The 24487-nt window shown below is 73.3% G+C and carries 25 protein-coding genes and 1 pseudogene; 11 read left to right on the top strand and 15 right to left on the bottom strand.

Annotated features, from left to right (window positions below; genetic code table 11):
• Positions 1-211: 211 nt before the first annotated feature.
• The 4 genes from ACGF8A_RS15495 (at position 212) to ACGF8A_RS15480 (ending at position 4430) form a co-directional block, all read left to right on the top strand.
• Positions 212-967, top strand: a complete 756-nt coding sequence (locus ACGF8A_RS15495) for a (Fe-S)-binding protein (RefSeq protein WP_393108257.1) — start codon at positions 212-214, stop codon at positions 965-967.
• Positions 964-2448, top strand: coding sequence for a lactate utilization protein B (locus ACGF8A_RS15490; protein WP_393108514.1), 1485 nt, complete (start codon positions 964-966; stop codon positions 2446-2448). The genes ACGF8A_RS15495 and ACGF8A_RS15490 overlap by 4 nt, the downstream gene beginning before the upstream one ends.
• Entirely contained in the window at positions 2445-3113 is a 669-nt protein-coding gene (locus ACGF8A_RS15485) for a lactate utilization protein C (protein WP_393108255.1), read from the top strand. The genes ACGF8A_RS15490 and ACGF8A_RS15485 overlap by 4 nt, the downstream gene beginning before the upstream one ends.
• Positions 3114-3275: 162 nt before the next feature.
• Complete coding sequence (locus ACGF8A_RS15480; RefSeq protein ID WP_393108253.1) at positions 3276-4430, top strand: ABC transporter ATP-binding protein; 1155 nt, start codon at positions 3276-3278, stop codon at positions 4428-4430.
• An 86-nt stretch (positions 4431-4516) separates the two neighbouring features.
• Here ACGF8A_RS15480 and ACGF8A_RS15475 read toward each other — a convergent pair whose 3' ends face one another.
• The 5 genes from ACGF8A_RS15475 to ACGF8A_RS15455 all read right to left on the bottom strand — a co-directional run bounded on the left by ACGF8A_RS15475 (position 4517) and on the right by ACGF8A_RS15455 (position 8355).
• Positions 4517-5128, bottom strand: a complete 612-nt coding sequence (locus ACGF8A_RS15475; protein ID WP_393108251.1) for a hypothetical protein — start codon at positions 5126-5128, stop codon at positions 4517-4519.
• Positions 5129-5159: 31 nt separating this feature from the next.
• Positions 5160-6110, bottom strand: a complete 951-nt coding sequence (locus tag ACGF8A_RS15470; protein ID WP_393108249.1) for an ABC transporter substrate-binding protein — start codon at positions 6108-6110, stop codon at positions 5160-5162.
• On the bottom strand, positions 6107-6778 hold the full coding sequence (locus tag ACGF8A_RS15465) for an ABC transporter permease (RefSeq protein WP_393108247.1): 672 nt from the start codon (positions 6776-6778) through the stop codon (positions 6107-6109). Before ACGF8A_RS15465 ends, ACGF8A_RS15470 begins: the two co-directional genes overlap by 4 nt.
• Positions 6775-7452 (bottom strand): ABC transporter permease, encoded by a 678-nt coding sequence (locus ACGF8A_RS15460; protein WP_393108245.1) that lies wholly within the window; start codon positions 7450-7452, stop codon positions 6775-6777. Before ACGF8A_RS15460 ends, ACGF8A_RS15465 begins: the two co-directional genes overlap by 4 nt.
• Before the next feature lie 330 nt (positions 7453-7782).
• Positions 7783-8355, bottom strand: coding sequence for a TetR/AcrR family transcriptional regulator (locus tag ACGF8A_RS15455; RefSeq protein ID WP_393108243.1), 573 nt, complete (start codon positions 8353-8355; stop codon positions 7783-7785).
• 142 nt (positions 8356-8497) lie between these two features.
• Here ACGF8A_RS15455 and ACGF8A_RS15450 point away from each other — a divergent pair, with 142 nt between their 5' ends.
• Together ACGF8A_RS15450 and ACGF8A_RS15445 are read left to right on the top strand one after the other, a co-directional pair.
• Positions 8498-9355, top strand: coding sequence for an AAA family ATPase (locus ACGF8A_RS15450; protein WP_393108241.1), 858 nt, complete (start codon positions 8498-8500; stop codon positions 9353-9355).
• Positions 9352-10704, top strand: a complete 1353-nt coding sequence (locus ACGF8A_RS15445; protein WP_393108239.1) for a VWA domain-containing protein — start codon at positions 9352-9354, stop codon at positions 10702-10704. Before ACGF8A_RS15450 ends, ACGF8A_RS15445 begins: the two co-directional genes overlap by 4 nt.
• On the opposite strand, the gene ACGF8A_RS15440 is transcribed toward ACGF8A_RS15445, so the two are convergent.
• Positions 10705-11406 (bottom strand): SDR family oxidoreductase, encoded by a 702-nt coding sequence (locus tag ACGF8A_RS15440; RefSeq protein ID WP_393108237.1) that lies wholly within the window; start codon positions 11404-11406, stop codon positions 10705-10707.
• Positions 11407-11621: 215 nt separating this feature from the next.
• Here ACGF8A_RS15440 and ACGF8A_RS15435 point away from each other — a divergent pair, with 215 nt between their 5' ends.
• The gene (locus ACGF8A_RS15435) at positions 11622-12596 is read left to right on the top strand and encodes an NAD(P)-dependent alcohol dehydrogenase (protein ID WP_393108235.1); all 975 of its coding nucleotides are present in this window, start codon (positions 11622-11624) and stop codon (positions 12594-12596) included.
• Positions 12597-12651: 55 nt separating this feature from the next.
• On the opposite strand, the gene ACGF8A_RS15430 is transcribed toward ACGF8A_RS15435, so the two are convergent.
• The 5 genes from ACGF8A_RS15430 to ACGF8A_RS15410 all read right to left on the bottom strand — a co-directional run bounded on the left by ACGF8A_RS15430 (position 12652) and on the right by ACGF8A_RS15410 (position 16624).
• Positions 12652-13011 (bottom strand): cupin domain-containing protein, encoded by a 360-nt coding sequence (locus ACGF8A_RS15430; protein ID WP_393108233.1) that lies wholly within the window; start codon positions 13009-13011, stop codon positions 12652-12654.
• 129 nt (positions 13012-13140) lie between these two features.
• Complete coding sequence (locus ACGF8A_RS15425) at positions 13141-14118, bottom strand: pyridoxal-phosphate dependent enzyme (protein ID WP_393108231.1); 978 nt, start codon at positions 14116-14118, stop codon at positions 13141-13143.
• Positions 14115-14792: a transcriptional regulator gene (locus tag ACGF8A_RS15420; protein ID WP_393108229.1), complete on the bottom strand. Its 678-nt coding sequence runs from the start codon at positions 14790-14792 to the stop codon at positions 14115-14117. Before ACGF8A_RS15420 ends, ACGF8A_RS15425 begins: the two co-directional genes overlap by 4 nt.
• A 243-nt stretch (positions 14793-15035) precedes the next feature.
• A complete protein-coding gene (locus tag ACGF8A_RS15415) occupies positions 15036-15488 on the bottom strand; it encodes a YbhB/YbcL family Raf kinase inhibitor-like protein (RefSeq protein ID WP_393108227.1) in 453 nt (150 codons plus the stop codon).
• Between the two features lie 29 nt (positions 15489-15517).
• Positions 15518-16624, bottom strand: coding sequence for a CapA family protein (locus ACGF8A_RS15410; RefSeq protein ID WP_393108225.1), 1107 nt, complete (start codon positions 16622-16624; stop codon positions 15518-15520).
• A gap of 62 nt (positions 16625-16686) precedes the next feature.
• Here ACGF8A_RS15410 and ACGF8A_RS15405 point away from each other — a divergent pair.
• Both ACGF8A_RS15405 and ACGF8A_RS15400 read left to right on the top strand, forming a co-directional pair.
• Positions 16687-17650, top strand: a pseudogene (locus ACGF8A_RS15405) (pirin family protein).
• A 50-nt stretch (positions 17651-17700) separates the two neighbouring features.
• Positions 17701-18051, top strand: coding sequence for a tetratricopeptide repeat protein (locus ACGF8A_RS15400; protein ID WP_393108223.1), 351 nt, complete (start codon positions 17701-17703; stop codon positions 18049-18051).
• A 59-nt stretch (positions 18052-18110) separates the two neighbouring features.
• On the opposite strand, the gene ACGF8A_RS15395 is transcribed toward ACGF8A_RS15400, so the two are convergent.
• Positions 18111-19541 (bottom strand): PepSY-associated TM helix domain-containing protein, encoded by a 1431-nt coding sequence (locus ACGF8A_RS15395; RefSeq protein ID WP_393108221.1) that lies wholly within the window; start codon positions 19539-19541, stop codon positions 18111-18113.
• A gap of 128 nt (positions 19542-19669) precedes the next feature.
• On the opposite strand from ACGF8A_RS15395, the gene ACGF8A_RS15390 reads away from it, so the two are divergent.
• Complete coding sequence (locus tag ACGF8A_RS15390) at positions 19670-20317, top strand: peptide deformylase (RefSeq protein WP_393108219.1); 648 nt, start codon at positions 19670-19672, stop codon at positions 20315-20317.
• 10 nt (positions 20318-20327) lie between these two features.
• On the opposite strand, the gene ACGF8A_RS15385 is transcribed toward ACGF8A_RS15390, so the two are convergent.
• Positions 20328-21761, bottom strand: a complete 1434-nt coding sequence (locus ACGF8A_RS15385; RefSeq protein ID WP_393108217.1) for a dihydrolipoyl dehydrogenase family protein — start codon at positions 21759-21761, stop codon at positions 20328-20330.
• Positions 21762-21907: 146 nt separating this feature from the next.
• Here ACGF8A_RS15385 and trxA point away from each other — a divergent pair, with 146 nt between their 5' ends.
• Positions 21908-22291, top strand: a complete 384-nt coding sequence (gene trxA / locus ACGF8A_RS15380) for a thioredoxin (protein ID WP_393108215.1) — start codon at positions 21908-21910, stop codon at positions 22289-22291.
• A 293-nt stretch (positions 22292-22584) separates the two neighbouring features.
• Here trxA and ACGF8A_RS15375 read toward each other — a convergent pair whose 3' ends face one another.
• Both ACGF8A_RS15375 and ACGF8A_RS15370 read right to left on the bottom strand, forming a co-directional pair.
• Positions 22585-23619 (bottom strand): LacI family DNA-binding transcriptional regulator, encoded by a 1035-nt coding sequence (locus ACGF8A_RS15375; RefSeq protein WP_393108213.1) that lies wholly within the window; start codon positions 23617-23619, stop codon positions 22585-22587.
• Positions 23620-23755: 136 nt separating this feature from the next.
• Positions 23756-24463 carry a TetR/AcrR family transcriptional regulator gene (locus ACGF8A_RS15370; protein WP_393108211.1) on the bottom strand — a complete coding sequence of 236 codons (708 nt, stop codon included), beginning with the start codon at positions 24461-24463 and terminating at the stop codon, positions 23756-23758.
• Between the last annotated feature and the right edge of the window lie 24 nt (positions 24464-24487).

The raw sequence follows: 24487 nt of genomic DNA, 5'->3' as shown, positions 1-24487 counted from the left end.
CAGCTACGGCTGGAGCACGACCCGGCGCCTGACCGGAGGTGCCGGCGGCTGCCGGACCGTACGCCGCCGCTCGCCCGCCACGCACCGCGCGGCGGCACGGAGCCCTGGCGGGTGGCCGGGACCCGGCTCGCCGGAGGGTGAGCGGGGTCTGGGCCGGGCCGGGCCGCCGCACTACCCTGCACTCGTCGGATGATCGACCCAAGGAGCCGCGATGCGTGTCGCCCTGTTCCTGACCTGCGTCAACGACACTCTGTATCCGGACACCGGGCGCGCCGTCGTGGAACTGCTGACCAGACTGGGCGTCGAGGTCGACTTCCCGATGGCACAGACCTGCTGCGGGCAGGCCCACTACAACACGGGCTACCGGCGCGACGCGGAGCCGCTCGCACGGCACTTCTCCGATGTCTTCGGCGAGTACGAGGCGATCGTGACGCCGTCCGGGTCGTGCGCGGCGATGGTGCGGGAGCTGTATCCGCGGCTGGGCGCGCGGGCACGGGCCGAGGGCCGCGGCGGCACGCTGGCGACCGCGCTGGCGCCGGTGGTGCCGAAGACGTACGAACTCACCGAGTTCCTGGTGGACGTGCTGGGGGTGACGGACGTGGGCGCCTCCTACCCGCACCGGGTGACCTATCACCCCACCTGCCACGGGCTGCGCGGACTGCGCCTCGGGGACCGTCCTCGCAGGCTGCTTCAGGCGGTGAAGGGGCTGGAGCTGGTCGAACTGCCGGGTGCGGACGAGTGCTGCGGGTTCGGCGGCACGTTCGCACTGAAGAACGCCGACGTGTCGGCCGCGATGGGTGCCGACAAGGTGCGCAACGCCGAGTCGACGGGCGCCGAGGTGCTGTGCGCGGCGGACAACTCGTGCCTGATGCACATCGGCGGCACCATGACCCGGCTGCGCAGCGGGATGCGGCCGGTCCACATCGCGGAGATCCTGGCGAGCACCGAGGAGGAGCCGGCGCCCTGAGCGGAACGTTCGTCGGAATGCCGGCGTTTCCGGCTGCCGCGCACGAGGCGGTGCGCGATCCCACCCTGCGCGGCAATCTGCGGCACGCCACGCACACCATCCGCGCCAAGCGGGAGAAGGCGGTCGCCGAGGTCGAGGACTGGGCGCGACTGCGGGAGGCGGGGCGGCGCATCAAGGATCACACGCTCCGCCATCTCGACCGCTACCTCGTGCAGTTGGAGGAGTCGGTGACGGCGGCGGGCGGCACCGTCCACTGGGCTGCCGACGCCGAGGAGGCCAACCGGATCGTCGCCGGCCTGGTCAGGGAGACCGGCGAGTTGGAGGTCGTCAAGGTCAAGTCGATGGCCACGCAGGAGATCGAGCTGAACGAGGCCCTACTCGAACAGGGCATCCGGGCTTACGAGACCGATCTCGCCGAGCTGATCGTGCAGTTGGGCAAGGACCGGCCCTCGCACATCCTGGTCCCGGCGATCCACCGCAACCGCGGTGAGATCCGGGAGATCTTCACCCGCGAGATGGGCGAGTGGGGCCGCCCGGCCCCCGTCGGCCTCACCGACACGCCCGCCGAACTGGCCGAGGCCGCACGGCTGCACCTGCGCGAGAAGTTCCTGCGCGCCAAGGTCGCCGTCTCCGGCGCCAACTTCATGGTCGCCGAGACGGGCACGCTGGTGGTCGTGGAGTCCGAGGGCAACGGGCGGATGTGCCTCACCCTCCCCGAGACGCTGATCTCGGTCGTCGGCATCGAGAAGCTCGTGCCGACCTGGCGGGACCTGGAGGTGTTCCTGCAGACACTCCCCCGCTCCTCGACCGCCGAGCGCATGAACCCGTACACGTCGATGTGGACAGGCACCACCGACGGAGACGGTCCGCGCACCTTCCACCTGGTGCTGCTCGACAACGGCCGTAGCGACACGCTCGCCGACGAGGTCGGCCGGCAGGCCCTGCGCTGCATCCGCTGCTCGGCGTGTCTCAACGTGTGCCCCGTGTACGAGCGCGCGGGTGGTCACGCGTACGGCTCGGTCTACCCGGGCCCGATCGGCGCCATCCTCAGCCCCCAGCTGCGGGGCACCGCGAGCGAGATCGACGCCTCCCTGCCGTACGCCTCGTCGCTGTGCGGGGCCTGCTACGACGTGTGCCCGGTGGCCATCGACATCCCCGAGGTGCTGGTGCATCTGCGGGAGCGGGTCGTGCAGGGCGGCCCGGCGGTCCGCGGCGGCAACAAGGTCGTGCTGAGGCCGGCCAAGGGACATGCCGCCGAGCGGACGGCGATGCGGGCGGCCCGCTGGGCGTTCGCCCACCCCGGTGCCCTGCGGGCCGGTCAGCGGCTCGCCTCGCGCAGCCGGCGCTTCCATCCGCGCACCCTTCCGGGTCCCGGCCGGGCGTGGAGCGGCAGCCGGGATCTGCCGCCGGTGCCTTCCGAGCCGTTCCGGGACTGGTGGCAGCGCACGCACGGCGGCAGCGGGAAGGACGGGACGAAGTGAGCAGCCGGGAGCGGATCCTCGGCCGGGTGCGGCGCGCGCTGGCGGACGTGCCCAGGGACGACACGCCGTACGAGCAGGCGGTGGTCCGGGACTATCTGCGCGAGCACGGGGAGCGGAGCGCCGCGGAGACGGTGGCGCTGCTCGCCGAGAACCTGGCGGACTACCGGGCGATCGTGCACCGCTGCACGGCCGGCGACCTGGCGGCGGCACTCGCCGCGATACTGGCCGCGCGAGGCGCCGGGAGGGTGCTCGTGCCGCCGGGGCTGGAGCCGTCGTGGCTAGCGGCCGCCGGCGTCCAACAGGTCCCGGACCGAGGGGAGGACACCCCGGCCGAGCTGGACCGGATCGACAGCGTGGTCACCGGCTGCGCCCTCGCCGTCGCCGAGACCGGCACCATCGTCCTGGACGGCGGTCCGGACCAGGGCCGCCGCCGTATCACGCTCGTCCCGGACCATCACATCTGTGTCGTACGGGTGCCGGACCAGGTCGTCTCCTCCGTGCCCCGGGCCCTGGAACTCCTCGACCCGGCCCGCCCGCTGACGTGGATCTCCGGCCCGTCGGCGACCAGCGACATCGAGCTGGACCGGGTCGAGGGGGTGCACGGCCCGCGCACCCTGGAGGTGGTGCTGGTGGAGGATCAGGCAAGGGCCGAGGCCGGCTCGTAGCGCCCGGCGGGCGCGACAGAGCCGCCCGGTACAGGCGTTGACGCAGGCCTGGATCGAAACAGAGGCCTGGATCGAAACCGTGCAGCAACGGAGTCAACCGTTCGGCAGGTGCCGGGGCCGCACGAAGGGGCACGCTGCCGGTGCCCCGGCTAGCGTGAGGTCATGATCCGGTTCGAGCAGGTCACCAAGCGGTATCCCGACGGTACGACCGCGGTGGACGGGCTCACCTTCGAGGTGGCCGAGGGCGAACTCGTCACGCTCGTGGGACCGTCGGGCTGCGGCAAGACGACGACCATGATGATGGTCAACCGGCTGATCGAGCCGAGCTCGGGCCGGATCCTGGTGGACGGCGAGGACATCGCCTCGGTCGATCCGGTGCGGCTGCGGCGGCGTATCGGTTACGTCATCCAGCAGGTCGGCCTCTTCCCGCACCGCACGATCCTCGACAACACGGCGACCGTGCCGTCACTGGTCGGCTGGAAGCGGACGAAGGCCCGGGCGCGGGCTGCGGAGCTGCTCGAAATGGTGGGGCTGGACCCGGCGACGTACGGACCGCGCTATCCGCACCAGCTGTCCGGCGGACAGCGGCAGCGGGTCGGGGTGGCGCGTGCGCTCGCGGCGGACCCGCCGGTGCTGCTGATGGACGAGCCGTTCGGGGCCGTCGACCCGGTGGTGCGGGAGCAGTTGCAGGACGAGTTCCTGCGGATGCAGGACACGGTGCGCAAGACGGTCCTGATGATCACGCACGACATCGAGGAGGCGGTACGGCTCGGCGACCGGATCGCCGTGTACGGCCAGGGACGGATCGAGCAGTTCGACACGCCCGGGGCGGTGCTGGGCACGCCGGCGACGCCGTACGTCGCCGAGTTCGTCGGTGCCGACCGGGGGCTGAAGCGGCTGTCGGTGACCACGATCGAGCCCGGTGATCTGGAACAGCCGCCGATCGCCCGCCTGGAGGAGCCGTCCGGCCTGGCGGCACAGCGGCTGCGCGCCCAGGGCGCCCGGTGGGCGGTGGTCCTGGACGGGCACGGCGACCTGCACGGCTGGGTCGGCATCGACGAACTCGGCCCGAGCGCCTCCGTCGGCGACCTCACGCACCGCATGAACGCGTGGGTACCGGTGGGCGCGCCACTCAAACAGGCTTTCGGCGTCATGCTCCAGCACGACGCCGGCTGGGTCGCGGTCCTTCAGGGCTCCCGCTTCCTCGGCGTGCTGACCCCCGCCAAACTCCACGAGGCCCTGCGCCGCTCGGTGGACGCGGACGCCCAGGGCGTGCCCCGGAGAGAGGTGGACTTCGACTCGGTGGCGGACGCGTGAGGCCGGTGGCGGACGCGTGAGGCCGGTGGCGGACGCGTGAGGCCGGTGGCGGGGCGTGTGAGGCCGGTGGCGGGGGTGCGTCATTGTCACGAGGAGACGATCGGGCGCCCATATCTCAGCGCGTGTTCCGCGGCGCGTAGGTACAGCGCGACGTAGAACGTGCTGTCCAGGTCCGCGCTCCAGGGTCCCGGCCCGGCGGCGGCTGCCCGCCGCGCGGGGCCGTCGAGGAACCACGCCGTCAGTTCGAGGTTGCGGCCGGTCGCCGGTATCCCGTCGGGCAGTCCGACCGCCGCCGCCAGCCGCCGCGCCAGGGCGAGCACCTGGGGCGCGCCCGCGACGGTCGTCTCGACGTCGTGCGCGGAGGCGACGGGCAGCACGATCTCCCTGTCGAGGGAGACCGGCAGCAGCACCGACCAGCCGCAGAGGGTCCAGGTCCGCGCCTGAGGCAGATGCGCCCGGCACAGCGCCAGGAAGCCGTCCATGGGAGGAACGAGCTTCTCCTCGAACGCCGGACCGGCGCCGGCAGCCGGGCCCGTCCCGAAGGCCGGGGGCTCGAAGGGCGGCAGGCCGCGTCTGCTCAGTTCCGCGTTCAGGGCCGTGGCGACAGCGCCCAACCGCCCGTCGTCCGGGTCCCCGTCCTCGTACCTCTCCTGACCGAACCACTCCCGCGCACCGACGTCGACCAGATAGACACCCATGACCGGAACGTACCGGTCGCCACCGACAACCTCACGTGAGCAGCCCTTCGTCCCGCAGATACGTCCGCGCGACGTCCGAGGCCAGGCGGCGCCAGCTGTCCACCTGCTGGTTCATGGAGGCGAGGTCGGCGGTGGTGAGGACGGCGTTCAGCCTGTCGAGGGCCTTGGTCACGCCAGGGGCGCCGGCGCGGGCCCGGTTGACGACCGGGACGACGTGGTCGGCGTTCTGGAGGTGCTTGTCGTCGGCGAGGATCACCAGGCCGAACTCACCGAGCGTGGCGTCGGTCGTGGTGGTGAGGACCATCTGGTCGTGACCGCTCTGCACCGCCCGTTTGGCCTGGGTGGTGCCGACCCCCTTGGGATCGACGGCGACGATGTCGATGCCGTACACCTTGCGCAGTCCGGGGGCGCAGTAGGGGCGCTGCACACATTCGTCGCCCGCCGCGAGCCGTACCTTCAGGCCGGACCTGCCGAGGTCGCTGAGGGTCCTGAGGCCGTGCCGGCGCGCGTACGAGGCGCTCACCGCGAAGGCGTTCTGGTCGACGGCCCGGCCGGGTTCGAGGACGGTCAGGCCGCGGGGCGTCGCGAGGCGGCGCAGGGCCCGCATGGTGGTGTCCAGGTCGGGCGAGCCGGCGGGCGGTGCGCCGGGGCCGTCGGTCTTGGCGTTCAGCCAGTCGGCGAAGGTGGCCGCGTACTCCGGGACCACGTCGATCTGGCCGGATTCCAGGGCGGGTTCGTACAGTTCGCGGTTGGCGACGGTGATGACGGACGTCTGGTAGCCCGCCTGGTCCAGCAGCAGCGCGTACATCTGGGCGAGCAGGTCGCTCTCGGTGAACCCCGCGGAGCCGACGGTCAGATGGCGGCTGTCACCGGGCGGGGCGGTGACCTCGCCCTGGCTCTCCAGGGAGGGCCCGGTGGAGCAGGCCGCCGTCAGGAGCGTCAGGAGCAGAAGGACTGCCGCCGCAGGCGTACGGCGGTTCATGGCGTGCCCCTCGCCCACGCCGGTGCCAGGCGCTCGGCGATCTCGAAGAGGCACTCGACGATCAGGGCGAACACGGCGACCAGCACCGCGCCGGCCACCACCGTCGGCGTGCTGGCCAGGTTGAAGCCGGCCGTGATGATCCGGCCCAGCCCTCCCCCGCCCGCGAGGGCGGCGATGGTGGCGGTCGCGACGAGCTGGACGGCGGCGATCCGCATCCCGTTCAGGATCATCGGGGCGGCGAGGGGCAGTTCCACCCGCGACATCACCTGGCGGCCCGTCATCCCCATCCCCCGCGCCGCCCGCACCGTGCTGCGGTCGACCTCGCGCATGCCGACGTACGCGTTCGTCAGCAGGGGCGGTACGGCGAACAGCACCAGGGCGACCACGGTGGGCCCCTCGCCCCACGCGCCGACGGGGGTCAGCAGCAGCAGGACCAGCACCGCGAACGTGGGGACCGCGCGGCCGGCGTTGGAGATGTTGACCGCGAGCGCACCCCCCTTGCCCAGGTGCCCGAGCACCACCGCGACCGGCAGGGCGATCAGGCAGCTGACGATCAGGCAGACCACCGTGAGCACGAGATGCTGGAGCAGCCGCTGCCAGATGCCGTCGGCTCCCGACCAGTTCGCGGGGTCGGTGAGCCAGTCCCAGGTGCCAAAGAGCGTGTTCATGTACGGGCCCTCGTCCAGGGCGTGATCAGCCGCTGGACGCCCAGCAGGAGCAGATCGGCCGCCACCGCGATCACCACGCACAGCACGGACGCCGTCAGCACCTGCGCCTTGAAGAACGTGTTCATGCCCGCGTAGATCAGGTTGCCGAGGCCGCCGAAGCCGACGATCGCGCCGACCGTCACCAGCGAGACCGCGGACACCGTGGCGATCCGCAGCCCGGCCATCGCGGCCGGCAGCGCGAGTGGCAGCTCGACGGTGAGCAGCAGGCGGACCGGTCCGTAGCCCATGCCGCGGGCCGCCTGCCGGGTCTCCTCGGGGACGGCCCGCAGCCCGGCGAGGATGTTGCGCACCAGCAGGGTCAGCGAGTACAGGACCAGCCCGGCGACCACGAGCGTCGCCGACAGCCCGTACACGGGGAGCAGCAGCGAGAACATCGCCAGCGAAGGGATCGTGTAGAGGATGGTCGTCACGCCGAGGACGGGACCGGCCGCCCAGCCCCAGCGGCGGGCCGGCACCGCGAGCGGCAGGGCGAGGGCGAGGGCGACGAGCACCGAGACGGACGTCAGCTGGAGGTGCTGGCCCACGGCGTCGAGGAGGATCTCGCGGCGGGTGTTCAGATAGTCGCCGCAGATCCATTCGTTGCGCGCGAGGCAGTCGTCCGGGGGCGCGGTCACCTGTCCATTGCATCGGGCCGGCCGGTGGGCCGGCTCGTTGTGCTGACCCGTCCGGGGCGTCGCCGAGGACATTTCGTGACGGGGGTTCATGCGCTTTCCGGCGTCGGCCTCGGACAACTGCTCGACCAGCCGGTGTCCGACGGGGGGCGGGTGCGGCGCCCGGACCGCGCCGCCCGTTCACCGGGCCCCGGAAGTCGGGCAGCAGCGCCTCGCGGGGCGACGCCGGGGCGGGTGGCGGGCGCGGGCGGCGCCGAGGGGCCGCCGAGGGGGGCCGCCCACCTGTCGTACGCCGCCCCCGCGCGGGCCCTTCGCCGCCGGCGCCGAGCTGCGCTACTTCACGCCCGCCGCGTCCAGCAGCGCCACCGCGGTCGCCGTCGCGAGGCCGTCGTCGAGTACCTCCACGCGTGCCCCGGCCCTGGCGCTCGCGCCGTCGAAGACCAGCAGCAGCTGCCGGGCGAGCAGCTCGGGGTCCCGGGCGCCGCCGCGTTCGGCCTGGGTGCGGAAGATGCTCTTCAGCCGCTCCTTGCCGGCGCGGGCGACGACGCTCGCCGGGTGCTCGGGGTCCTTCAGCTCGACCAGCGCCGCGAGATAGCGGCACCCGTGGTAGTCGGCCGCCACCGAGACCTTCTCCAGCCGTTCGAAGACGTGGAGGATCCGCTCGCGGGGCGATCCTGCGTCCTCGGGCCCGGGCGCGAGCTGTGCCTCGTAGCGCGGGAGCTGCCGTTCCAGGCTTGCCGCGAGCATCTCGTCCTTGCTCTCGAAGAGCTGGTACATCGACCGCTTGGACACCCCGGCGGCCCGGCACAGCGCCTCCACACCGATGGAGACGCCGTCGCGGTAGAAGAGCTGGGCGGCGGCGTCGAGCAGCCGGTCGCGGGGGGAGGCGTCGTCCGTCATGGCCATACCGCGAGGTTACCGCGCGAGGACGACAAAGGAAACCGATCGGTATACAACCCCCGGCCTCCCGGAGAACGGGTGACAGGAGAGCTGAACAAGCGCTTAGATAGGAGCCGGTTCCGTCACGCCCCGACCGCCGGAGGCCCGGTTGTTCACTTCCGTCGACGATGTCTCCGCTCGCCTCGCCGAGACCGGCTACCTGGCGTCGCCCGCGGTCGCCACGACCGTCTTCCTCGCCGACCGCCTGGGCAAGCCGCTCCTGGTGGAGGGCCCGGCGGGCGTCGGGAAGACCGAACTCGCCAAGGCCGTCGCCCAGGTCGCCGGGGCCCGGCTGGTACGGCTCCAGTGCTACGAGGGCGTCGACGAGTCCCGGGCGCTGTACGAGTGGAACCACGCGAAGCAGCTGCTGCGCATCAGCGCGGGACGCGACGAGACGTGGGACGAGACGCGTACCGACATCTTCAGCGAGGAGTTCCTGCTCGCGCGGCCCCTGCTGACCGCCATCCGCGGCGACGACCCCAAGGTGCTGCTGATCGACGAGACCGACAAGGCCGACGTCGAGGTGGAGGGACTGCTGCTGGAGGTGCTCAGCGACTTCCAGGTGTCCGTGCCGGAACTGGGCACGGTCGCCGCCACGCGCCACCCCTTCGTGGTGCTCACCTCGAACGCGACCCGCGAGCTGTCCGAGGCGCTGCGCCGCCGCTGCCTGTTCCTCCACATCGGCTTCCCCGAGGAGGAGCTGGAGCGGCGGATCGTCCGGCTGAGGGTGCCCGGCATGGACGCGGCGCTGGCCGAGTCGGTGGTCCGGGTGGTGGGCGCCCTGCGCGCGATGGACCTGCGCAAGGCGCCCTCGGTCGCGGAGACCGTCGACTGGGCCCGCACCCTGCTGGCGCTCGGCGCGGACACCCTCGACGAGGACGTGGTGCGCGACACGCTGGGCGTGCTGCTGAAGCACCAGGACGACGTGCTGAAGGCCGCGGCCAAGCTGGACCTGGACGCCGTATGACGTCCGACGTCGCCTCCCGGCTCACGGGTTTCGTGGCCGCGCTGCGTGCGCACGGCGTCCGCGTCGGCACCGGCGAGACCGTGGACGCGGCGCGGGCGGTTCAGGTGCTGGGACTGGCCGACCGCGAGCTGCTGCGTGAGGGGCTCGCCGCGACGCTGGTGCACACCGCGGGCCAGCGGCCGGTGTTCGACCCGGTCTTCGACCTGTACTTCCCGCGCGCTGTGGGCGGGCCGGACGGCGAGGCGGCGGACCGGGACGACCTGCGCGACCGGCTCGCGGCGGCGCTGGCCGACGACGACGGCACGCTGCTCGGCCGGCTGGCGATCGAGGCCGTCGACGGCTTCGGCGGGTACGGGAGTTCACCGGGGACGGACGGCTGGTCGGCGTACCAGACGCTGGACCGGATCCGCCCGCAGACACTGCTCGCCCGGGTCCGCGCCGACGTGCGGGGCCGGCCGGGCGGCGGGGGGTTCGCGGACCGGCTGCTGGACGACGAGATCCGGCGGCGCATCGAGGCCTTTCGCGCCCTGGTGGCGGCGGAGGCCCGGCGCCGGGTGGCCGAGCGGCGCGGCCGGGAGGTGCTGGCGCGGCGCGCCGTGGCACCCACCGCCGACCGGGTCGACTTCCTCTACGCCGGGAAGGACCGGCTGGCGGAGCTGCGCCGGGCCGTGCAGCCGCTCGCCCGCAAGCTCGCCACCCGGCTGGCCGCCCGGCGGCGCCGGGCCGCGCGGGGCAGCATCGACCTGCGCCGCACCTTGCGCGGCTCGCTGTCGACCGGCGGGGTGCCGATGCGGCCGGTGCTGCGCCGGCGGCGGCCGGTCCGGCCCGAGCTGGTCCTGCTGTGCGACGTGTCGGGTTCGGTTTCCGGCTTCTCGGACTTCACGATGCTGCTGGTGCAGGCGCTGCACGACCAGTTCAGCAAGCTGCGCGTGTTCGCGTTCGTCAACCGGATCGACGAGGTGACCGGGCTGCTGGTGCACGGCGCCGCCGACTCCGAGGGTCTGAGCGCGCGCATCCGCGCCGAGGCGACCCTCACCGGCTGGCACGGCAGCAGTGACTACGGCGTCGCGCTGGGCGAGTTCGCCGAGCGGTACGGCGACGCGGTCGGCCCGCGGACGACGGTGTTCGTCCTCGGCGACGCCCGGACGAACATGAGCGACCCGAACCTGGCGGCCCTGCGGCGGATCGGCGGGCGGGCGCGCCGGGTGTACTGGCTGAACCCCGAGCCGCGTTCCCAGTGGGGCACCGGCGACTCCGCCGCCCCCGCCTACGCCGAGCTGGCCGAGATGCACGAGTGCCGCAACGCCCGTCAGCTCAGCGGACTGATCGCCCGCCTGCTGCCGGTCTGATCAGGCGGCGAGCTGCGGGTAGAGCGCCGCGAGGTCGGCCGACAGGCCCGCCTTGACCTGCCGCGAGAGGTCGTCGGCCAGCACCTCGAAGGCGCCGGAGGCGATGCCGTCGAGGGCCTGCGCCGCGACGCTCTCGGGCGTGGTCTTCGGCGCGTCCACCTTCGCGGCCATTTCGGTGTCGACCCAGCCGACGTGCAGGCCGGTGACCTCGATTCCGCGCGGCCTGAGGTCCAGGCGCAGGGAGTTGGTCTGGGACCAGAAGGCTGCCTTGGAGGCGCTGTAGGAACCGGCCAGGCCGAGCCAGGACAGCACCGAGTGGACGTTGAGGATGTGCCCCCCGCCGTTGCGCTCCAGGACCGGGACGAAGGCCCGGGTCACGAGGAGGGGTCCGAAGAAGTTGGTCTCGAACTCGCGGCGCACGTCCTCCACCGGCGAGTCGAGGAAGTTGGCGCTCACCGCGGCGCCCGCGTTGTTGATCAGGACGGTGACGTCCTGGGCCTGCGCGGCGGCGGCCGCGACGGACGCAGGGTCGCTGACCTCCAGCGCGAGCGGCACGGCATCGGGGTGCGTGACCGTGCGGGGGTCGCGGGCAGTGGCGTACACCTTCTTCGCGCCGCGCTCGTACAGCGCCGACACCAGCGCCTTTCCGATGCCCCGGCTGCCGCCGGTGACGAGGGCGACGGAGCCTTCGAGGGTCGTCATGGGATTGTCCTTACTGTCTCGGCGCCAGGGATGAGCCGGCGGAGCGATCGGCTCGCACCGACCGGGAAACCGATCGGTTTCGCAGCTCATGACGAGAGTAAACCGATCGGTTTCCGGGGGCAAGCCATGGCTGTCCCCGAGGCGATGTCGGGGTCCGGCCCCGATGTCCGTGCCGCCGGTTCTTCCCTACGCTCGCCGCAACGGAGGGGGGACCCATGAGGGCAGTGGTTCAGGACCGGTACGGCGGATGGGACACGCTTCAGTTGCGGGAGGTCGACCGGCCGGTGCCGGCGGCGGGCGAGGTGCTGGTGCGGGTGCGCGCGGCCTCGGTCAACGCCTACGACTGGCACTACATGCACGGCGATCCGAAGATCGCGCGAGCGGCGTTCGGGCTCCGCAGACCGAAGGCGGCCGTCCGGGGCCGGGACTTCGCCGGGATCGTGGAGGAGGTCGGCGCCGCGGTGCAGGGGCTGGCGCCGGGCGACGAGGTGTACGGCGAGGCCGACGGGGCGTTCGCGGAGTTCGTGTGTGTCTCCGACGGCGCGGTGGACCGCAAACCGGCCCGCCTCACCTTCGCGCAGGCGGCGGCCATGCCCCTGGCCGCGAACACGGCGCTCATCGGCCTGCGTGACGTGGCCCGGGTGGAGCCGGGCCGGACGGTCCTGGTCAACGGCGCGTCGGGCGGGGTGGGCACGTTCGCCGTGCAGATCGCCAAGGCGTACGGCGCGGAGGTCACCGGCGTGTGCAGCACGCGGAACGTGGAACTGGTCCGCTCGCTCGGGGCGGACCACGTCGTCGACTACACACGGGAGGACTTCACCCGCGCCGGCCACCGCCACGAGGTGGTACTGGACCTGGTGGGCAACCGGACCCTGGCCGACCTCCGGCGTTCCCTCACCCCCGGCGGAACACTCGTCCTGTCCGGGGGAGGCTTCTACGACGGCGGCAGCCTGATCGGCCCGATGGGGCTGTTCCTCAGGCGGCGCCTGCTGGCGCCCTTCGTCGGCCAGCGGCTGCTCGAACTCCCGGCGAAGGCGAGCAAGGAGAACCTCGCGGAGCTACGGGACCTGGCGGAGTCGGGGAAGGTATCCCCGGTCGTGGAGCGCACCTATCCGCTGAGCGAGGCACCGCAGGCGATACGGCACCTGGAGCAGGAGCACGCCCGCGCGAAGATCGTCGTCGTCGTGTGAGGCTCCCGCGAGCGGGCGCGGCGCGGCGCCCGCTCGCGTCCGTACTCCCCTCGCGCTACTCGTCCTTGGCGTACTCCCTCGCCATGGAGCCGGCGAAGTCGTAGAGGACGACCTGCTCGTCACCTACGACCCAGGCGTCGTGCCCGGGCGTGCAGACGAAGACGTCGCCGGGGCCGATCTCCTGCTCGGCGCCGTCGTCCATGCGCAGGCGCATCCTGCCCTGGAGGACATAGCCGTTGTGGTGGATCTCGCAGAGCTCGGTGCCCGCGAGGGGGGCGATGGACTCCGTCCAGCGCCAGCCCGGCTCGAAGGTCGCCACCGCGAAGTCGAGCCCCGAGAGGTGGACGGCCTCCAGGTGGCCGCGCGGGAAGTCGCGCCGCTCGTCCGGTTTGTCGAGCGTCTTCACCTCTATCATGACCGCTCCTCCTTTCCGGCCGGGTGCCGGTCCCCGTCGCACGCTCCGGGAGGACGTGAGCGGTATCGGCGAGGGCCGGGCCCGCCCTTTCATCGTCCGCCCGCGCGGCCCCGGCCCGCCACCCAGCGCTCAGCCGGCGCTCGCGCAGAGACGGGCGAAGCGGTCGGCGTCGATGTTGCCGCCGGAGATGATCACGCCGACCCGACGCGGCAGTTGCGCAACGCGACCGGAGAGCAGGGCGGCCAGCGGGGTCGCGCCGCTGGGTTCGACGACGATCTTCAGCCGCTCGAAGGCGAACCGCATCGCGGCCCGGATCTCGTCGTCGGTGACCAGCGTGATGCCGTCGACGAGCCGACGGTTCAGGGAGAAGGTCAGCTCGCCGGGCGTGTGCAGGGCCTGCCCGTCGGCGATGGTGTGCGGCACCGGCACGCTGACCCGGTGGCCGGCCTCCAGCGACCGCTTCGTGTCGTCGCCGGTCTCCGGCTCGACGCCGATCACCCGGGCACCTGGGCGCAGCGCCTTGACCACGGTGGCGCTGCCGGCGATCAGCCCGCCCCCGCCGACCGGCGTGATCAGCGCGTCCAGTTCCCCCACCTCCTCTACGAGTTCGAGCGCGGCGGTGCCCTGCCCGGCGATCACATGTGGATGCTCGTACGGCGGGATGACGGTGAGGCCGCGCTCCGCCGCCAGGGACTCGGCGAGCGTGACCCGGTCGCCGGTGTAGCGGTCGTAGGTGACGATCTCGGCGCCGTATCCGGCGGTGGCGTCCCGCTTGGAGGCGGGGGCGTCCTCCGGCATCACGATCACCGCGGTGGTGCCCAGTTCGCGGGCGGCGAGGGCGACGGCCTGGGCGTGGTTGCCCGATGAGTACGTGGCGATGCCCCGGGCCAGTTGCCCGGGCGTGAGCCGCGAGGCGGTGTGGTAGGCGCCGCGGAACTTGAAGGCGCCGACCCGCTGGAAGTTCTCGCACTTCAGGAGCACTTCGGCGCCGGCCAGAGCGTCGAGGGTGCGGGAGCGCAGGACGGGGGTGCGGTGCACCACGCCCTTCAGCCGTGCGGCGGCGTCCCGCACGTCGTCGAGGGTGACAGGCGGGGTGGAGGTCGTCACGGGCGGGCTCCTTCGCAAGCGGGGCCGGTCGCGGCACGGGCCTGGGAGAGGTAGTTGTAGGCGGAAGCCCGGGAGATCCCGAGGCGGGCGGCGACCTGCTCGATCGCGCGGCGGACCGCGAACACGCCGTGCTCGTCGAGGCTGCGGAAGAGTTCGACGCGCCCTGCCCGGTCGAGGCCGGCCCAGCTCTGGTGCCGGCGCAGCCGGTGGGCATCGAGGATGGCGTCGACGACCGAGTCGATGTCGTTGCCGAAGGTGGTGACCGGCGCCTGCACCGTCTCGCCCGTCCCGGCGAGCGCGCCGAGCAGTGCGTGGGCCTGCTGGACCGCGCCGGCGTCCACGTTGACGCACAGAGCGCCGAACACCGTGCCCGTCGAGTCACGCAGCACCATCGTGGACGACTTCAGCAACCGCCCGTCGCCGGTGCGGGTGAGGTAGTTCAGCTCGTCCCGGGCCTCGTCGCCGCGGGCGAGCACGCGCATGCCGATCTCGCTCATCGCGCCGCCCACGGCCCGCCCGGTCACCGACCCGGCGACGGCGACCACCGACTTCTCCGGCCGCCGGTAGTCGTGCACCACCACCTCGCACACCGCACCGAACGTCGCGGCGATGCCCTCGGCGACCGGTACCAGCGCGGCGAGGATCGCGTCCCGTTGGGCATCCAGGTCGGGCATCGGCCACCTCATTGGACCAGCAATCCAGTACTTGGACTGAGAGTCTAAGACACCGCAACCCGTGGCGGCCAGAGGGCAGGGCGAACTCCCCCCTTCAGCGAGCCCGTTCCCCCGGCTCGCGCGCGCCGTCGACGCCACGCCGCCGCGCACGGCCCTGACGCCGCCGATGGGGGCGCACGCCCTGAGCCGGCTGCTGTCGCGCACCCCGGCGCAACCGCCGGCAACCGAACTCGTGGCCCGGTTTCAGCGCCGGTAGAGGCCCACCAGCGTGCCGTCGGCGACCTCCCGCCGCTCGACCGTCTCGTGCACCTGCGCGGCGTTCGGCGCGTCGGGAAGCACGCACGGTTCCGACAGCGCGTAGAGCCGGAAGAAGTAGTGGTGGGCGTCGTCGCCCGGCGGGGGATGCGGGCCGCCCCACCCGCGCTCTCCGTAGCCGTTGACGAGTTCGGTCCCGCCGGGCGGGACCTGCCCGGCGTCGACGCCCTGACTGTGGGGATCGATGCCGACCACGATCCAGTGCGCGAACGTGCCCGACGGGGCGTCCGGGTCCTCGCACAGGAGCACCAGCTCCGTCGCGTCGTGCGGGACGCCGCTCCACGCCAGCGGGGGCGAGACGTTCTCCCCCTCGTAGGCGTAGCGGCGCGCGATGAAGGAATGGTCGTCGAATGCGCTACTGCTGATGTCGATGTCAGTCATGTGGCCCGAGTAACCGCGCCGGCGCGGATTCACCGCACCAGCGTGAGGGTCCCGTCCGGCGCCGGATCGACGTGCACGCCCGCACTGATCCGGTCGAGGATGCCGCACAGCCATCGGCGGTCCCGGACGGACGCGGGCTCCAGCCGCATCCGCCGGGCCTGCAACGGCACCATGCGCAGGCCCGTCAGGCGCCCGGTGTCCGCCTCCAGCGTGACGAGGTGGGCGAGGCGGAGGTCGTCGCGGTACTCCTCGTGACCGGGGATGCCCTCGTAGTCGTCGACGAAGTCGCCGCAGCCGTGGAGGATCAGCCGGTCCCGGTGGACCTCCAGCGGGCGGGGGTGGTGCGAGGAGTGGCCGTGGACGAGGTCGACGCCGCCGTCCACGAGGGCGTGCGCGAAGCGGACCTGGTCACGGGGGACGAGATAGCCCCAGTTCGAACCCCAGTGCACGGAGACGACCACGAGGTCACCGGGCCGCTTGACCCGTCGGACGCGCTGGACGACGGCGTCCGCCGCGCCGGACGAGAGGCCCGGGACGTACGCGACGCCGGAGGCCGCGTCACCGCTCGCCGCCCACTCCGGCGGGATGCCGCTGGAACGGGTACCGAGGGCGAAGACCAGGATCCGTCCGCCGGTACGGAGCGGCACCACGGCGGGCGCGTACGCACCGGCGGCGTCGTGTCCCGCGCCTGCGGTCCGCAGGCCGGCCGCGTCCAGCGCGTCCAGGGTCTGACGCAGACCGGGGCGTCCGAAGTCCAGGACGTGGTTGTTGGCGAGCACGCAGACGTCCGGACGGGCCACGGCCAGGGCGGGCAGGTTGGCCGGGTGCATGCGGTAGTGCACCTCCTTGCCGGGCGCGAAGGAGCCGCAACTCGTCACGGCGGTCTCCAGGTTCACGATCCTGACGTCCGGCGCGGCCTCGTCCAGCACCCGCAACGCCTCGCCCCACGGCCACGCGGGGCCGACCGGCGCCGGGATCGGACCGCTGACCGCCTCGGCCAGCGCGACGTAGTCGCGGGCGTCCGTGACGTAGCCCTCCCGCAGCCCCGGATCGGCGGGGTGCGCGAGGATCTGGTCGACGCCGCGCCCGAGCATCACGTCCCCGCACAGGAACAGCGTCACGACACCGCCGCCCACGCCTCCACCCTAGGCCTGAACGACGCGTGGGCCGGGCCACGGTCCCCGCTGGGTTGTGCCGCATGAGCAACCTTGACCGCGCGCCCCTGCCCGGCGTGTGCGGCGGACGCGGCTTCGTCGTCGCCGAACCCGTCCGCGAATTGCTGAGCCCCCGGCACGTACGGCTCGGGAAGAGGACGGAGGTGCGCCGGCTGCTGCCCAGCCTCGGCCGGCGCATGTTCGGCGCGTGGGCCTTCGTCGACCACTACGGTCCCGACGACATCGCCGACGAGCCCGGCATGCAGGTGCCGCCGCATCCGCACATGGGACTGCAGACGGTCAGCTGGCTGCACCAGGGCGAGGTGCTGCACCGGGACTCGACGGGCAGCCTGCAGACCATCGGGCCGAAGGAGCCCGGGCTGATGACCTCGGGCCGGGCGATCAGCCACTCCGAGGAGAGCCCGGGATCGCACGCCCGGTTCCTGCACGGCGCGCAGCTCCGGGTCGGCCCTGCCCGACGCGCACCGTCACGCCGACCCTGCGTTCGAGCACCACGCCGAGCTGCCCACGGTCACGGCGCCCGGCCTCACGGCGACCGTGATCCTCGGTGACGTCGACGGCGCGGCATCCCCCGGCACCACGTACACCCCCCCCTCGTGGGCGCCGACCTCGCGCTCGCCCGGGGTGCGGACGTGCGGCTGCCGCTCGTGCCCGACTTCGAGTACGGGGTGCTGTCGATGTCCGGAGAGGTGCACGTCGACGGCGTGCCGGTGCTGCCGGGTTCGATGCTGTACCTCGGCTGCGGACGGGACGAACTGCCGCTGCGCGCCGAGTCGGACGCGGGCGTGATGCTGCTCGGCGGCGAGCCGTTCGCGGAGGAGCTGATCATGGAACTTCGTCGGGCGTACGCACGCGGAGATCGCGCAGGCGCGTGCCGACTGGACGGCGGGCGAGAGGTTCGGCGAGGTGAAGGGGTACGACGGGGCGCCGCTCGCCGCCCCCGAGACGCCGGCGACGCCCCTCAGGCCGCGCGACCGCGCGAGGTAGTGGAACATTCAACTACCCGTGCCGGTTGACCGCACCGAAGGAGGTCACGAGTGGACACGACGTACTACGACCACGGAACGGCGGCCGAGCGGTGGGACCGCGCGCGGAAGTTCTTCGACGCCAAGGACTACACGGCCGCGGCGCGCGTCCTCGGCGCACTGGTCGAGGAGGTGCCGGAGCAGACGGGGCCGCGGCTGCTGCTGGCCCGCGCCTACTACCACTCGGCCCAGCTGCGGCGCGCGGAGGAGGAGTTGCGCGTCATCGTGGAGCGCGACCCCGTCGAGCAGTACGCCCGGCTGATGCTCGGCCGCACGCTCGAGCGCCAGGGCCGGCAGGAGGAGGCGGAGCCGCATCTGCGGATCGCCTCCGCGCTCGCCGGTGACTTCGGCGAGCGCGACTGAGGCACGCCCCCGGCGGCCACGGTCGCGGCCCGGCCTCCCCAGGGGGGCCGGGCCGGCCCTCATCCGGCGGCCGTCCCGCCGGCGGTCCCTCCCCCGGTGCCGTACGTCCGCCGCCCCCGGCGGTGCGCGATCTCGCCCAGGATCACGTCCACCACGACGAACGCGGCCAGCGGTATGCCGAGCAGCGGGACGAAGTAGCCGACCACGGCGACCACCGCCATCAGCGGGACCAGGATGTGCGGCGGCACCTGCGCCCACGCGCCGCGCGGGATCGGGCGGCCGAAGGCGGACCCCCGGCCGCGCTGCCACCACATGCGGTAGCCGAGCACGATCAGCACGATCAGGGACAGCGCGAGCAGCATCAGGGCGATCTGGTTCACCAGCCCGAACAGCAGGCCGGTGTGCAGGTCGATGCCCCATCGGGTCAGCTTCGCGAGCAGCGGATGGTCGGCGAACCGCAGCACGTCGACGACCTCGCCGGTGCCCGGGTCGACCGCGACCGCGTCGGCCTTCCCGGGCCACTCGCGCTGCACCTGCTTCACCACGTAGGCCGAGCCCGCCTCGGCCGGCGGGACGATCTCGACCGGGTCGCCGAGCCCCTCGGAGCGGGCGGAGGCCAGCACCTTGTCGAGGCCGACACCGTGCTCACCGGTACCGCCGGGCGCCGCCGCGGCGCCGTGCCCGCCGTGGTCGCCGCCCACCGAGGCAGACACGGAGGGTGTGGAGTGGCCGAGGGAGGTGCGCAGTTCGTCGATGTTCGCGCCGGCGTACGTCGACCAGGTCAGGCCGGTCGCCGACAGGAAGAAGAAGCCGATGCCGGCCCAGACGCCGATCGTGCCGTGCAGGCCGAGGGTGCGGCGCCGTCCGCCGGTGCCGCGCACCCTGCGCAGAGCGCGACGGCGGGAGAACCACAGCACGAGGCCACCCCCGGCGATCACCCACAGCCAGCTCGCGGCCAGTTCGCTGTAGAGACGGCCCGTGTCCCCGAGGTGCAGATCCCGGTGGAACTCGTCGATCCAGGTGCGCAGCGGCAGCGCCCCGCTGGAGCCGTACTGCTCCAGGGCGCCGCGCACCTTCCCGGTGTACGGGTCGACGAACACGGCGAGTGTGTGGTCCTCGTCGATGCCGGGCACGCCGGACAACATGACGCGCGTGGTGGCGTCGTCCTGCGGGGCGGGCCGCACGGCCGAAACCGATCCCTGGGGATGGGCCTCCCGGGCGGCGGCCACCTGCTGGGATATGGGCAGCTCGGCGTCCCCGACCTCGGGGACGGTCAGCTGCTCGGCGTACACGATCTTCTCGGCCTGGAACGAACCGGCGTACAGAAGACCGGTGGTGGCCGCGACCAGCAGGAACGGGGCGACGAGCAGCCCGGCGTAGAAGTGCAGGCGCAGGACGAGCGGGCGCAGGGGCGCCCACCGGCCGGAGCGCGGCGGCGGCGCGGCGGGCTGCGCTGACGCGTCCGTGCCGGTCGGGGGAGCTGTGGTCATGGGCGGTTCTCCGGGGAGGGGGCGATTTTCGGCCGTAGTGGTGCAGTAGTCGGGCCGGGTGCGCAGGAAGTTCCCGGAGTTTTCAGTGGCCTGCGTCACATGACAGAGGGTCATGGCATCCTGGCCCCATGTCCGCACCCCGTGACCGTGTGCCGCTCGCCGCGCGTGTCGAGCAACTCCTCGCCGCGGACGGCCCGTTGCCGATCGTCGCGGCCGGCGACCCCGTGCTGCGTCAGCCCGCGGAGCCGTTCGACGGCCAGCTGGACGCGGGGCTGCTGGCCCGGTTCGTCGAGGCGCTGCGCGTCACCATGCACGCGGCCCCGGGAGTGGGTCTGGCGGCCCCGCAGGTCGGCGTGGGGCTGCGGATCGCCGTGATCGAGGACCCGGCGCCGGTGCCCCAGGAGGTGCGGCAGGCGCGCGGGCGGGTGCCGCTGCCGTTCCGGGTGCTGGTCAATCCGTCGTACGAGCCGGTGGGAGCCGCGCGTGCCGGGTTCTTCGAGGGCTGCCTGAGCCTGCCGGGCTGGCAGGCGGTGGTGGCCCGGCCCACCCGGGTGCGGCTGACCGGCTCGGACGAGTACGGCCGAGCCGTGGACGAGCTGTTCAGCGGGTGGCCCGCCCGTATCGTGCAGCACGAGACGGACCACCTGGACGGCGTGCTCTACGTCGACCGCGCCGAGCTGCGCTCCCTGTCCGCGAACGGGGCGGTGGCGCAGCGGTGGGCGCAGCCGACGCCGGAGGCAGCGGCACGGGAGCTGGGCTTCGCGCTGCCTCAGTGAGCGAGCAGGCTCAGTTGTCCCGGTAGCCCTCCAGCAGCCGCAGCCACACCTCACTGATCGTGGGGTACGACGGCACGGCGTGCCACAGCCTGCTGAGCGGTACCTCACCGGCGATGGCGATGCTCGCCGAGTGGATCAGCTCCGCCACGCCCGGGCCCACGAAGGTCACCCCGCGCAGGATCTCGCGCTCCACGTCGACGACCATCCGGGCGCGTCCCCGGTAGCCCTCGACGTACAGGCCCGCTCCGGCGACCGAGGAGAACTCGACGTCGACGGCGCGGACGCGGTGACCGGCCTGCTCGGCCTCCGCCAGTGAGAGCCCGGCGGCCGCCGCCTCCGGGTCGGCGAAGACGACCTGCGGTACGGCCGAGTGATCGGCGGTGGCGGCGTGCGCTCCCCACGCACCGGTGTCGAGGAGCGGTTCGCCGCAGGCGCGGGCGGCGATGGCGGCACCCGCGACACGGGCCTGGTACTTGCCCTGGTGGGTCAGCAGCGCACGGTGGTTGACATCGCCGACCGCGTACAGCCAGTCGGTTCCGGTCACCTGGAGGCTGTCGTCGACCGGCAGCCAGCTGCCCGGCTCCAGGCCGACACTGTCGAGGCCTATGTCGTCGGTGCGCGGGGCGCGTCCGGTGGCGAAGAGGATCTCGTCGGCCTCCACGCGTTCCCCGTGGCCGGTGACGGCGACGACCGTGCCGTCCTGCCGGGTCACCGACTCGACCGAGGTGCCGGTTCGGATGTCCGCCCCGGCCTCGTTGAGCGACTCGGCGACCAGTTCTCCGGCGAACGGCTCCATGCGGCTCAGCAGGCCCTTGCCCCGCACCAGGACGGTCACCCGGGAGCCGAGGGCCTGCCAGACGGCGGCCATCTCGGTGGCCACCACGCCACCGCCCACGACGATGAGCCGGCCCGGCACCTCCTGGGCGCTGGTCGCCTCCCGGCTGGTCCAGGGCCGGACGTCGGCGAGTCCGGGCAGGCCGGGCAGCCGGGCGCGGCTGCCGGTGCAGACGGCGACGGCGTGCCGGGCGGTGAGGGTGGTCCGTTCGCCGTCCGGGCCGGTGACGACGACCGTGCGCGGTCCGGCGAGGCGGCCGTGGCCCCGGTGGAGATCGGCCCCGATCCCGTCGAGCCAGGCGACCTGGCCGTCGTCCTTCCAGTGGGAGGTGAAGTAGTCGCGGTGGGCGAGCACCGCGGTCACGTCGAGGTCCCCCTGCACCAGCCCGCGCAGGCCCGGCACCCGGCGGGCGTCGGCGCGGGCGGTCACCGGGCGCAGCAGTGCCTTGCTGGGCATGCAGGCCCAGTAGGAACACTCGCCGCCGACCAGTTCACTCTCGACGACCGCGGTGGTGAGGCCGGCCGCGCGGGTACGGTCGGCGACGTTCTCCCCCACGGGTCCGGCACCGAGCACAACGACGTCGTAGGCGATGGATTGCGATTCCGTCATGGGGGTCAGTCTGGTGGGTGGTGTGGCGCGTGGCCACATGGGTACGCGCGCCGTTGCATGATCGGCAGGGCGCCCGGAATACCCGGCGCTCCGGCCGTGTTTCCGCCGACGGCTTCGCCCCCACACCAGGAAGTAGGGATCACGCCATGAGCCAGACAGTTGAGCTCACCAAGGAGAACTTCGACCAGACGGTCACGGACAACGACTTCGTCCTGATCGACTTCTGGGCATCCTGGTGCGGGCCGTGCCGGCAGTTCGCCCCGGTGTACGAGAAGGCCGCGGAGGAGAATCCGGACCTGGTGTTCGGCAAGGTGGACACCGAGGCGCAGCCGGAGCTGGCCGCCGCGTTCGGTATCCAGTCCATCCCCACGCTGATGATCGTGCGCGACCGGGTCGCCGTCTTCGCCCAGCCCGGCGCCCTGCCCGAGGCCGCCCTCGCCGACGTGATCGGCCAGGCCCGCGGGCTCGACATGGACGAGGTCCGCAAGGCCGTCGCCGAGCAGCAGGCGCAGGAGGGTCAGGCCCAGTAGGGCACGGTCCCGGCGGAAGCCGGCCCCAGGGGGTATGCCGCCACGTCGCGCGTTCCGGTCGTCCGGTACGCGTCGGTGAACGCCGTCGGGCCCGCGTCACCGCCGCGGTGGACGCGGGAGCGGGACGTGGCGGCCCCGCCCGCGGCCCGCCCCGGGCGCCCGGGGCCGGGCGGGGGCCCGGGGGGGGGCCGGGCGGGGAGGCCCGGCGGGCCGGCCGCCCCCCCCCGGCGCGGCCCCCACCCCCCGGCGGGGGCCCCCCCCGGGCCCGGCGGGTGCGCCGTCCCGGCCCGGCGTCAGCTGGAGTCGCGGTGCACGACCGCGGCGCCCAGCACCTCGTGCCGCTCGGGCGCGGCGCCCGGATCGCGTACCGCGCGGTCGACCAGCTCCGCGAGTTCCCGGCCGGACGGCAGCTCGATGTGAACGGTGCTCAGACGGGGCCGCAGCAGCCGGCCAAGCACCAGGTCGTCCGCGCCGATCACCGCGGTGTCCTCCGGAATCCGCACCCCTTCGTCCTGCAGGGCGCGCATCAGCAGCATCGCGTACTCGTCGTTGTACGCGAAGACCGCGTCGAGACCGAGCCCGCGCCAGCGTGCGGCGAGGCGGGCGGCGGCCTCCTCCTCGTAGGCGAGGGGCAGTTCGGTGACGGCGGCGGCCGTGCCGTGCAGGGCCTGCCGTACGCCGTCCAGACGGGGCCGGGAGTAGACCTCCAGGCCGGGTTCCACGGGCACCACGACGCCGATCCGGCGACGGCCGCGTTCGCGCAGATGACGACCCGCCGCCCGGCCGACGGTCGCGTGGTCCATGAGCAGGGCGTGCGCGCCCTCGACGCTCGCGGGGCCGAGGGTCACCACCGCGCGGGCACCCGAGCGCTTGAGCACGGCCACGCCCTGGGGACCGAGTCCCTGGCCCGGCACGAGCACGGCGACCGGCCGCAACTCCGCCCAGGCGCGGGCGGCTTCGTCGCCGTGCAGCCCGAGCGTGCCGTACTGGACGACCGTGTAGTCGAGCCGGCTCAGGGCCCACTGGAGTTCGTTGATGAACTGGCTGTAGAGAGGGCCGGCGGGGATGACCGGTGACGGCATCAGGACCATCCGGCTGTGCCCGGCACGCAGACTGCGGGCGGCCGCGTGCGGGACGTAGCCCAGTTCCTTCGCGGCCTCGTGGACCCGGCGGCGGGTGGGTTCGCTGATCCGTACGGCGCTGGTGTTGTTGAGAACGTACGAGACGGTCGCGCGCGAGACGCCGGCCAGTCGCGCCACATCGGCGCTCGTGGGCACGGAGCGCTGAGCCGGCGGCGCGGACGCGGGCGTGTTCGGTATCTGCACCATGACGTACCGCATCCTGGCAGAGGCGGCGAGCCCGGTGACGGGCGGGGGAACGTGCTCCTTCCTTCAACGAACGCACATACGCGGCCGTGGCGAGAAGTGGCCCCGCAGCTGCGGCCGGAAACGGGCGGCCCGCGGCTCAGCAGGAAGGCTCGGCACCGGGGGACCGCCCGGTCGGTACGCCGGCGGCCGGGCGCTCGGTCCGGGTCACCCGCGCCACGAGGTCGATCCACGCCGCCTCCAGCCGGTCCAGCGGCATTGCGCACCGCTTGGTCAGGTGGTGGACCACGGCGGGGTCGAGCGAGCTCATCAGCGTGTGCGCCAGCAGATCACAGTCCGCGTCGGGGACCGCCTGCCGCAGCAGCAGGACCAGGTGGCGGTGGAGCAGCTGCCAGGGAGGCGCGGTGTAGCGGCGGTCGGGGCTCCGCTCGGCGGCGAGCTGGAGGTCCAGCTCCTCGACCGACCGGCGCAGTGACGCGCAGCCGACCGCCCGCAGCCGCTCCACCGGCGGTGCGCCCGGCCCCAGCGGCGGCGGCCCGCCGAGGTACGCGGCCTGGAACTTCTTCTCGGAGTGGTCGAGCAGTGCCGCCAGCAGGCCGACCCGGTCCCCGAAGCGACGGAAGACCGTTCCCTTGCCCACCGACGCCGCCGCGGCCACCGCCTCCATGGTCAGCGCCGCCGCACCGTGCTCCGCGACCAGCCGCCCGGCGGCCTCCAGCAGCCGCGCACGGTTGCGCGCGGCGTCCGCGCGCAGGCACTGCTCCTCGACGGACGGGCCCAGTTCCAGCAACTCGGGTGCGCCCAGAGGCTCGCGGGACTCCGGGAGGGGAGGCAGGGAGGCGGACATGAGGACAGCGTAAAGCACCGGGAA

Source organism: Streptomyces sp. NPDC047706 (genome assembly GCF_043204795.1).
Classification (GTDB): domain Bacteria; phylum Actinomycetota; class Actinomycetes; order Streptomycetales; family Streptomycetaceae; genus Streptomyces.
The sequence above is the reverse complement of the archived record's forward strand: the minus strand, read 5'-3'. Positions and strand labels throughout refer to the sequence as shown.

Excerpts from the sequence above, each read along its gene's own strand:
- ACGF8A_RS15495 (WP_393108257.1), top strand. The coding sequence starts at position 212 with ATGCGTGTCGCCCTGTTCCTGACCTGCGTCAACGACACTCTGTATCCG.
- ACGF8A_RS15480 (WP_393108253.1), top strand. The coding sequence starts at position 3,276 with ATGATCCGGTTCGAGCAGGTCACCAAGCGGTATCCCGACGGTACGACC.
- ACGF8A_RS15475 (WP_393108251.1), bottom strand. The coding sequence starts at position 5,128 with ATGGGTGTCTATCTGGTCGACGTCGGTGCGCGGGAGTGGTTCGGTCAG.
- ACGF8A_RS15470 (WP_393108249.1), bottom strand. The coding sequence starts at position 6,110 with ATGAACCGCCGTACGCCTGCGGCGGCAGTCCTTCTGCTCCTGACGCTC.
- ACGF8A_RS15465 (WP_393108247.1), bottom strand. The coding sequence starts at position 6,778 with ATGAACACGCTCTTTGGCACCTGGGACTGGCTCACCGACCCCGCGAAC.
- ACGF8A_RS15455 (WP_393108243.1), bottom strand. The coding sequence starts at position 8,355 with ATGGCCATGACGGACGACGCCTCCCCCCGCGACCGGCTGCTCGACGCC.
- ACGF8A_RS15445 (WP_393108239.1), top strand. The coding sequence starts at position 9,352 with ATGACGTCCGACGTCGCCTCCCGGCTCACGGGTTTCGTGGCCGCGCTG.
- ACGF8A_RS15440 (WP_393108237.1), bottom strand. The coding sequence starts at position 11,406 with ATGACGACCCTCGAAGGCTCCGTCGCCCTCGTCACCGGCGGCAGCCGG.
- ACGF8A_RS15435 (WP_393108235.1), top strand. The coding sequence starts at position 11,622 with ATGAGGGCAGTGGTTCAGGACCGGTACGGCGGATGGGACACGCTTCAG.
- ACGF8A_RS15430 (WP_393108233.1), bottom strand. The coding sequence starts at position 13,011 with ATGATAGAGGTGAAGACGCTCGACAAACCGGACGAGCGGCGCGACTTC.
- ACGF8A_RS15420 (WP_393108229.1), bottom strand. The coding sequence starts at position 14,792 with ATGCCCGACCTGGATGCCCAACGGGACGCGATCCTCGCCGCGCTGGTA.
- ACGF8A_RS15415 (WP_393108227.1), bottom strand. The coding sequence starts at position 15,488 with ATGACTGACATCGACATCAGCAGTAGCGCATTCGACGACCATTCCTTC.
- ACGF8A_RS15395 (WP_393108221.1), bottom strand. The coding sequence starts at position 19,541 with ATGACCACAGCTCCCCCGACCGGCACGGACGCGTCAGCGCAGCCCGCC.
- ACGF8A_RS15390 (WP_393108219.1), top strand. The coding sequence starts at position 19,670 with ATGTCCGCACCCCGTGACCGTGTGCCGCTCGCCGCGCGTGTCGAGCAA.
- ACGF8A_RS15385 (WP_393108217.1), bottom strand. The coding sequence starts at position 21,761 with ATGACGGAATCGCAATCCATCGCCTACGACGTCGTTGTGCTCGGTGCC.
- trxA (WP_393108215.1), top strand. The coding sequence starts at position 21,908 with ATGAGCCAGACAGTTGAGCTCACCAAGGAGAACTTCGACCAGACGGTC.
- ACGF8A_RS15375 (WP_393108213.1), bottom strand. The coding sequence starts at position 23,619 with ATGGTGCAGATACCGAACACGCCCGCGTCCGCGCCGCCGGCTCAGCGC.
- ACGF8A_RS15370 (WP_393108211.1), bottom strand. The coding sequence starts at position 24,463 with ATGTCCGCCTCCCTGCCTCCCCTCCCGGAGTCCCGCGAGCCTCTGGGC.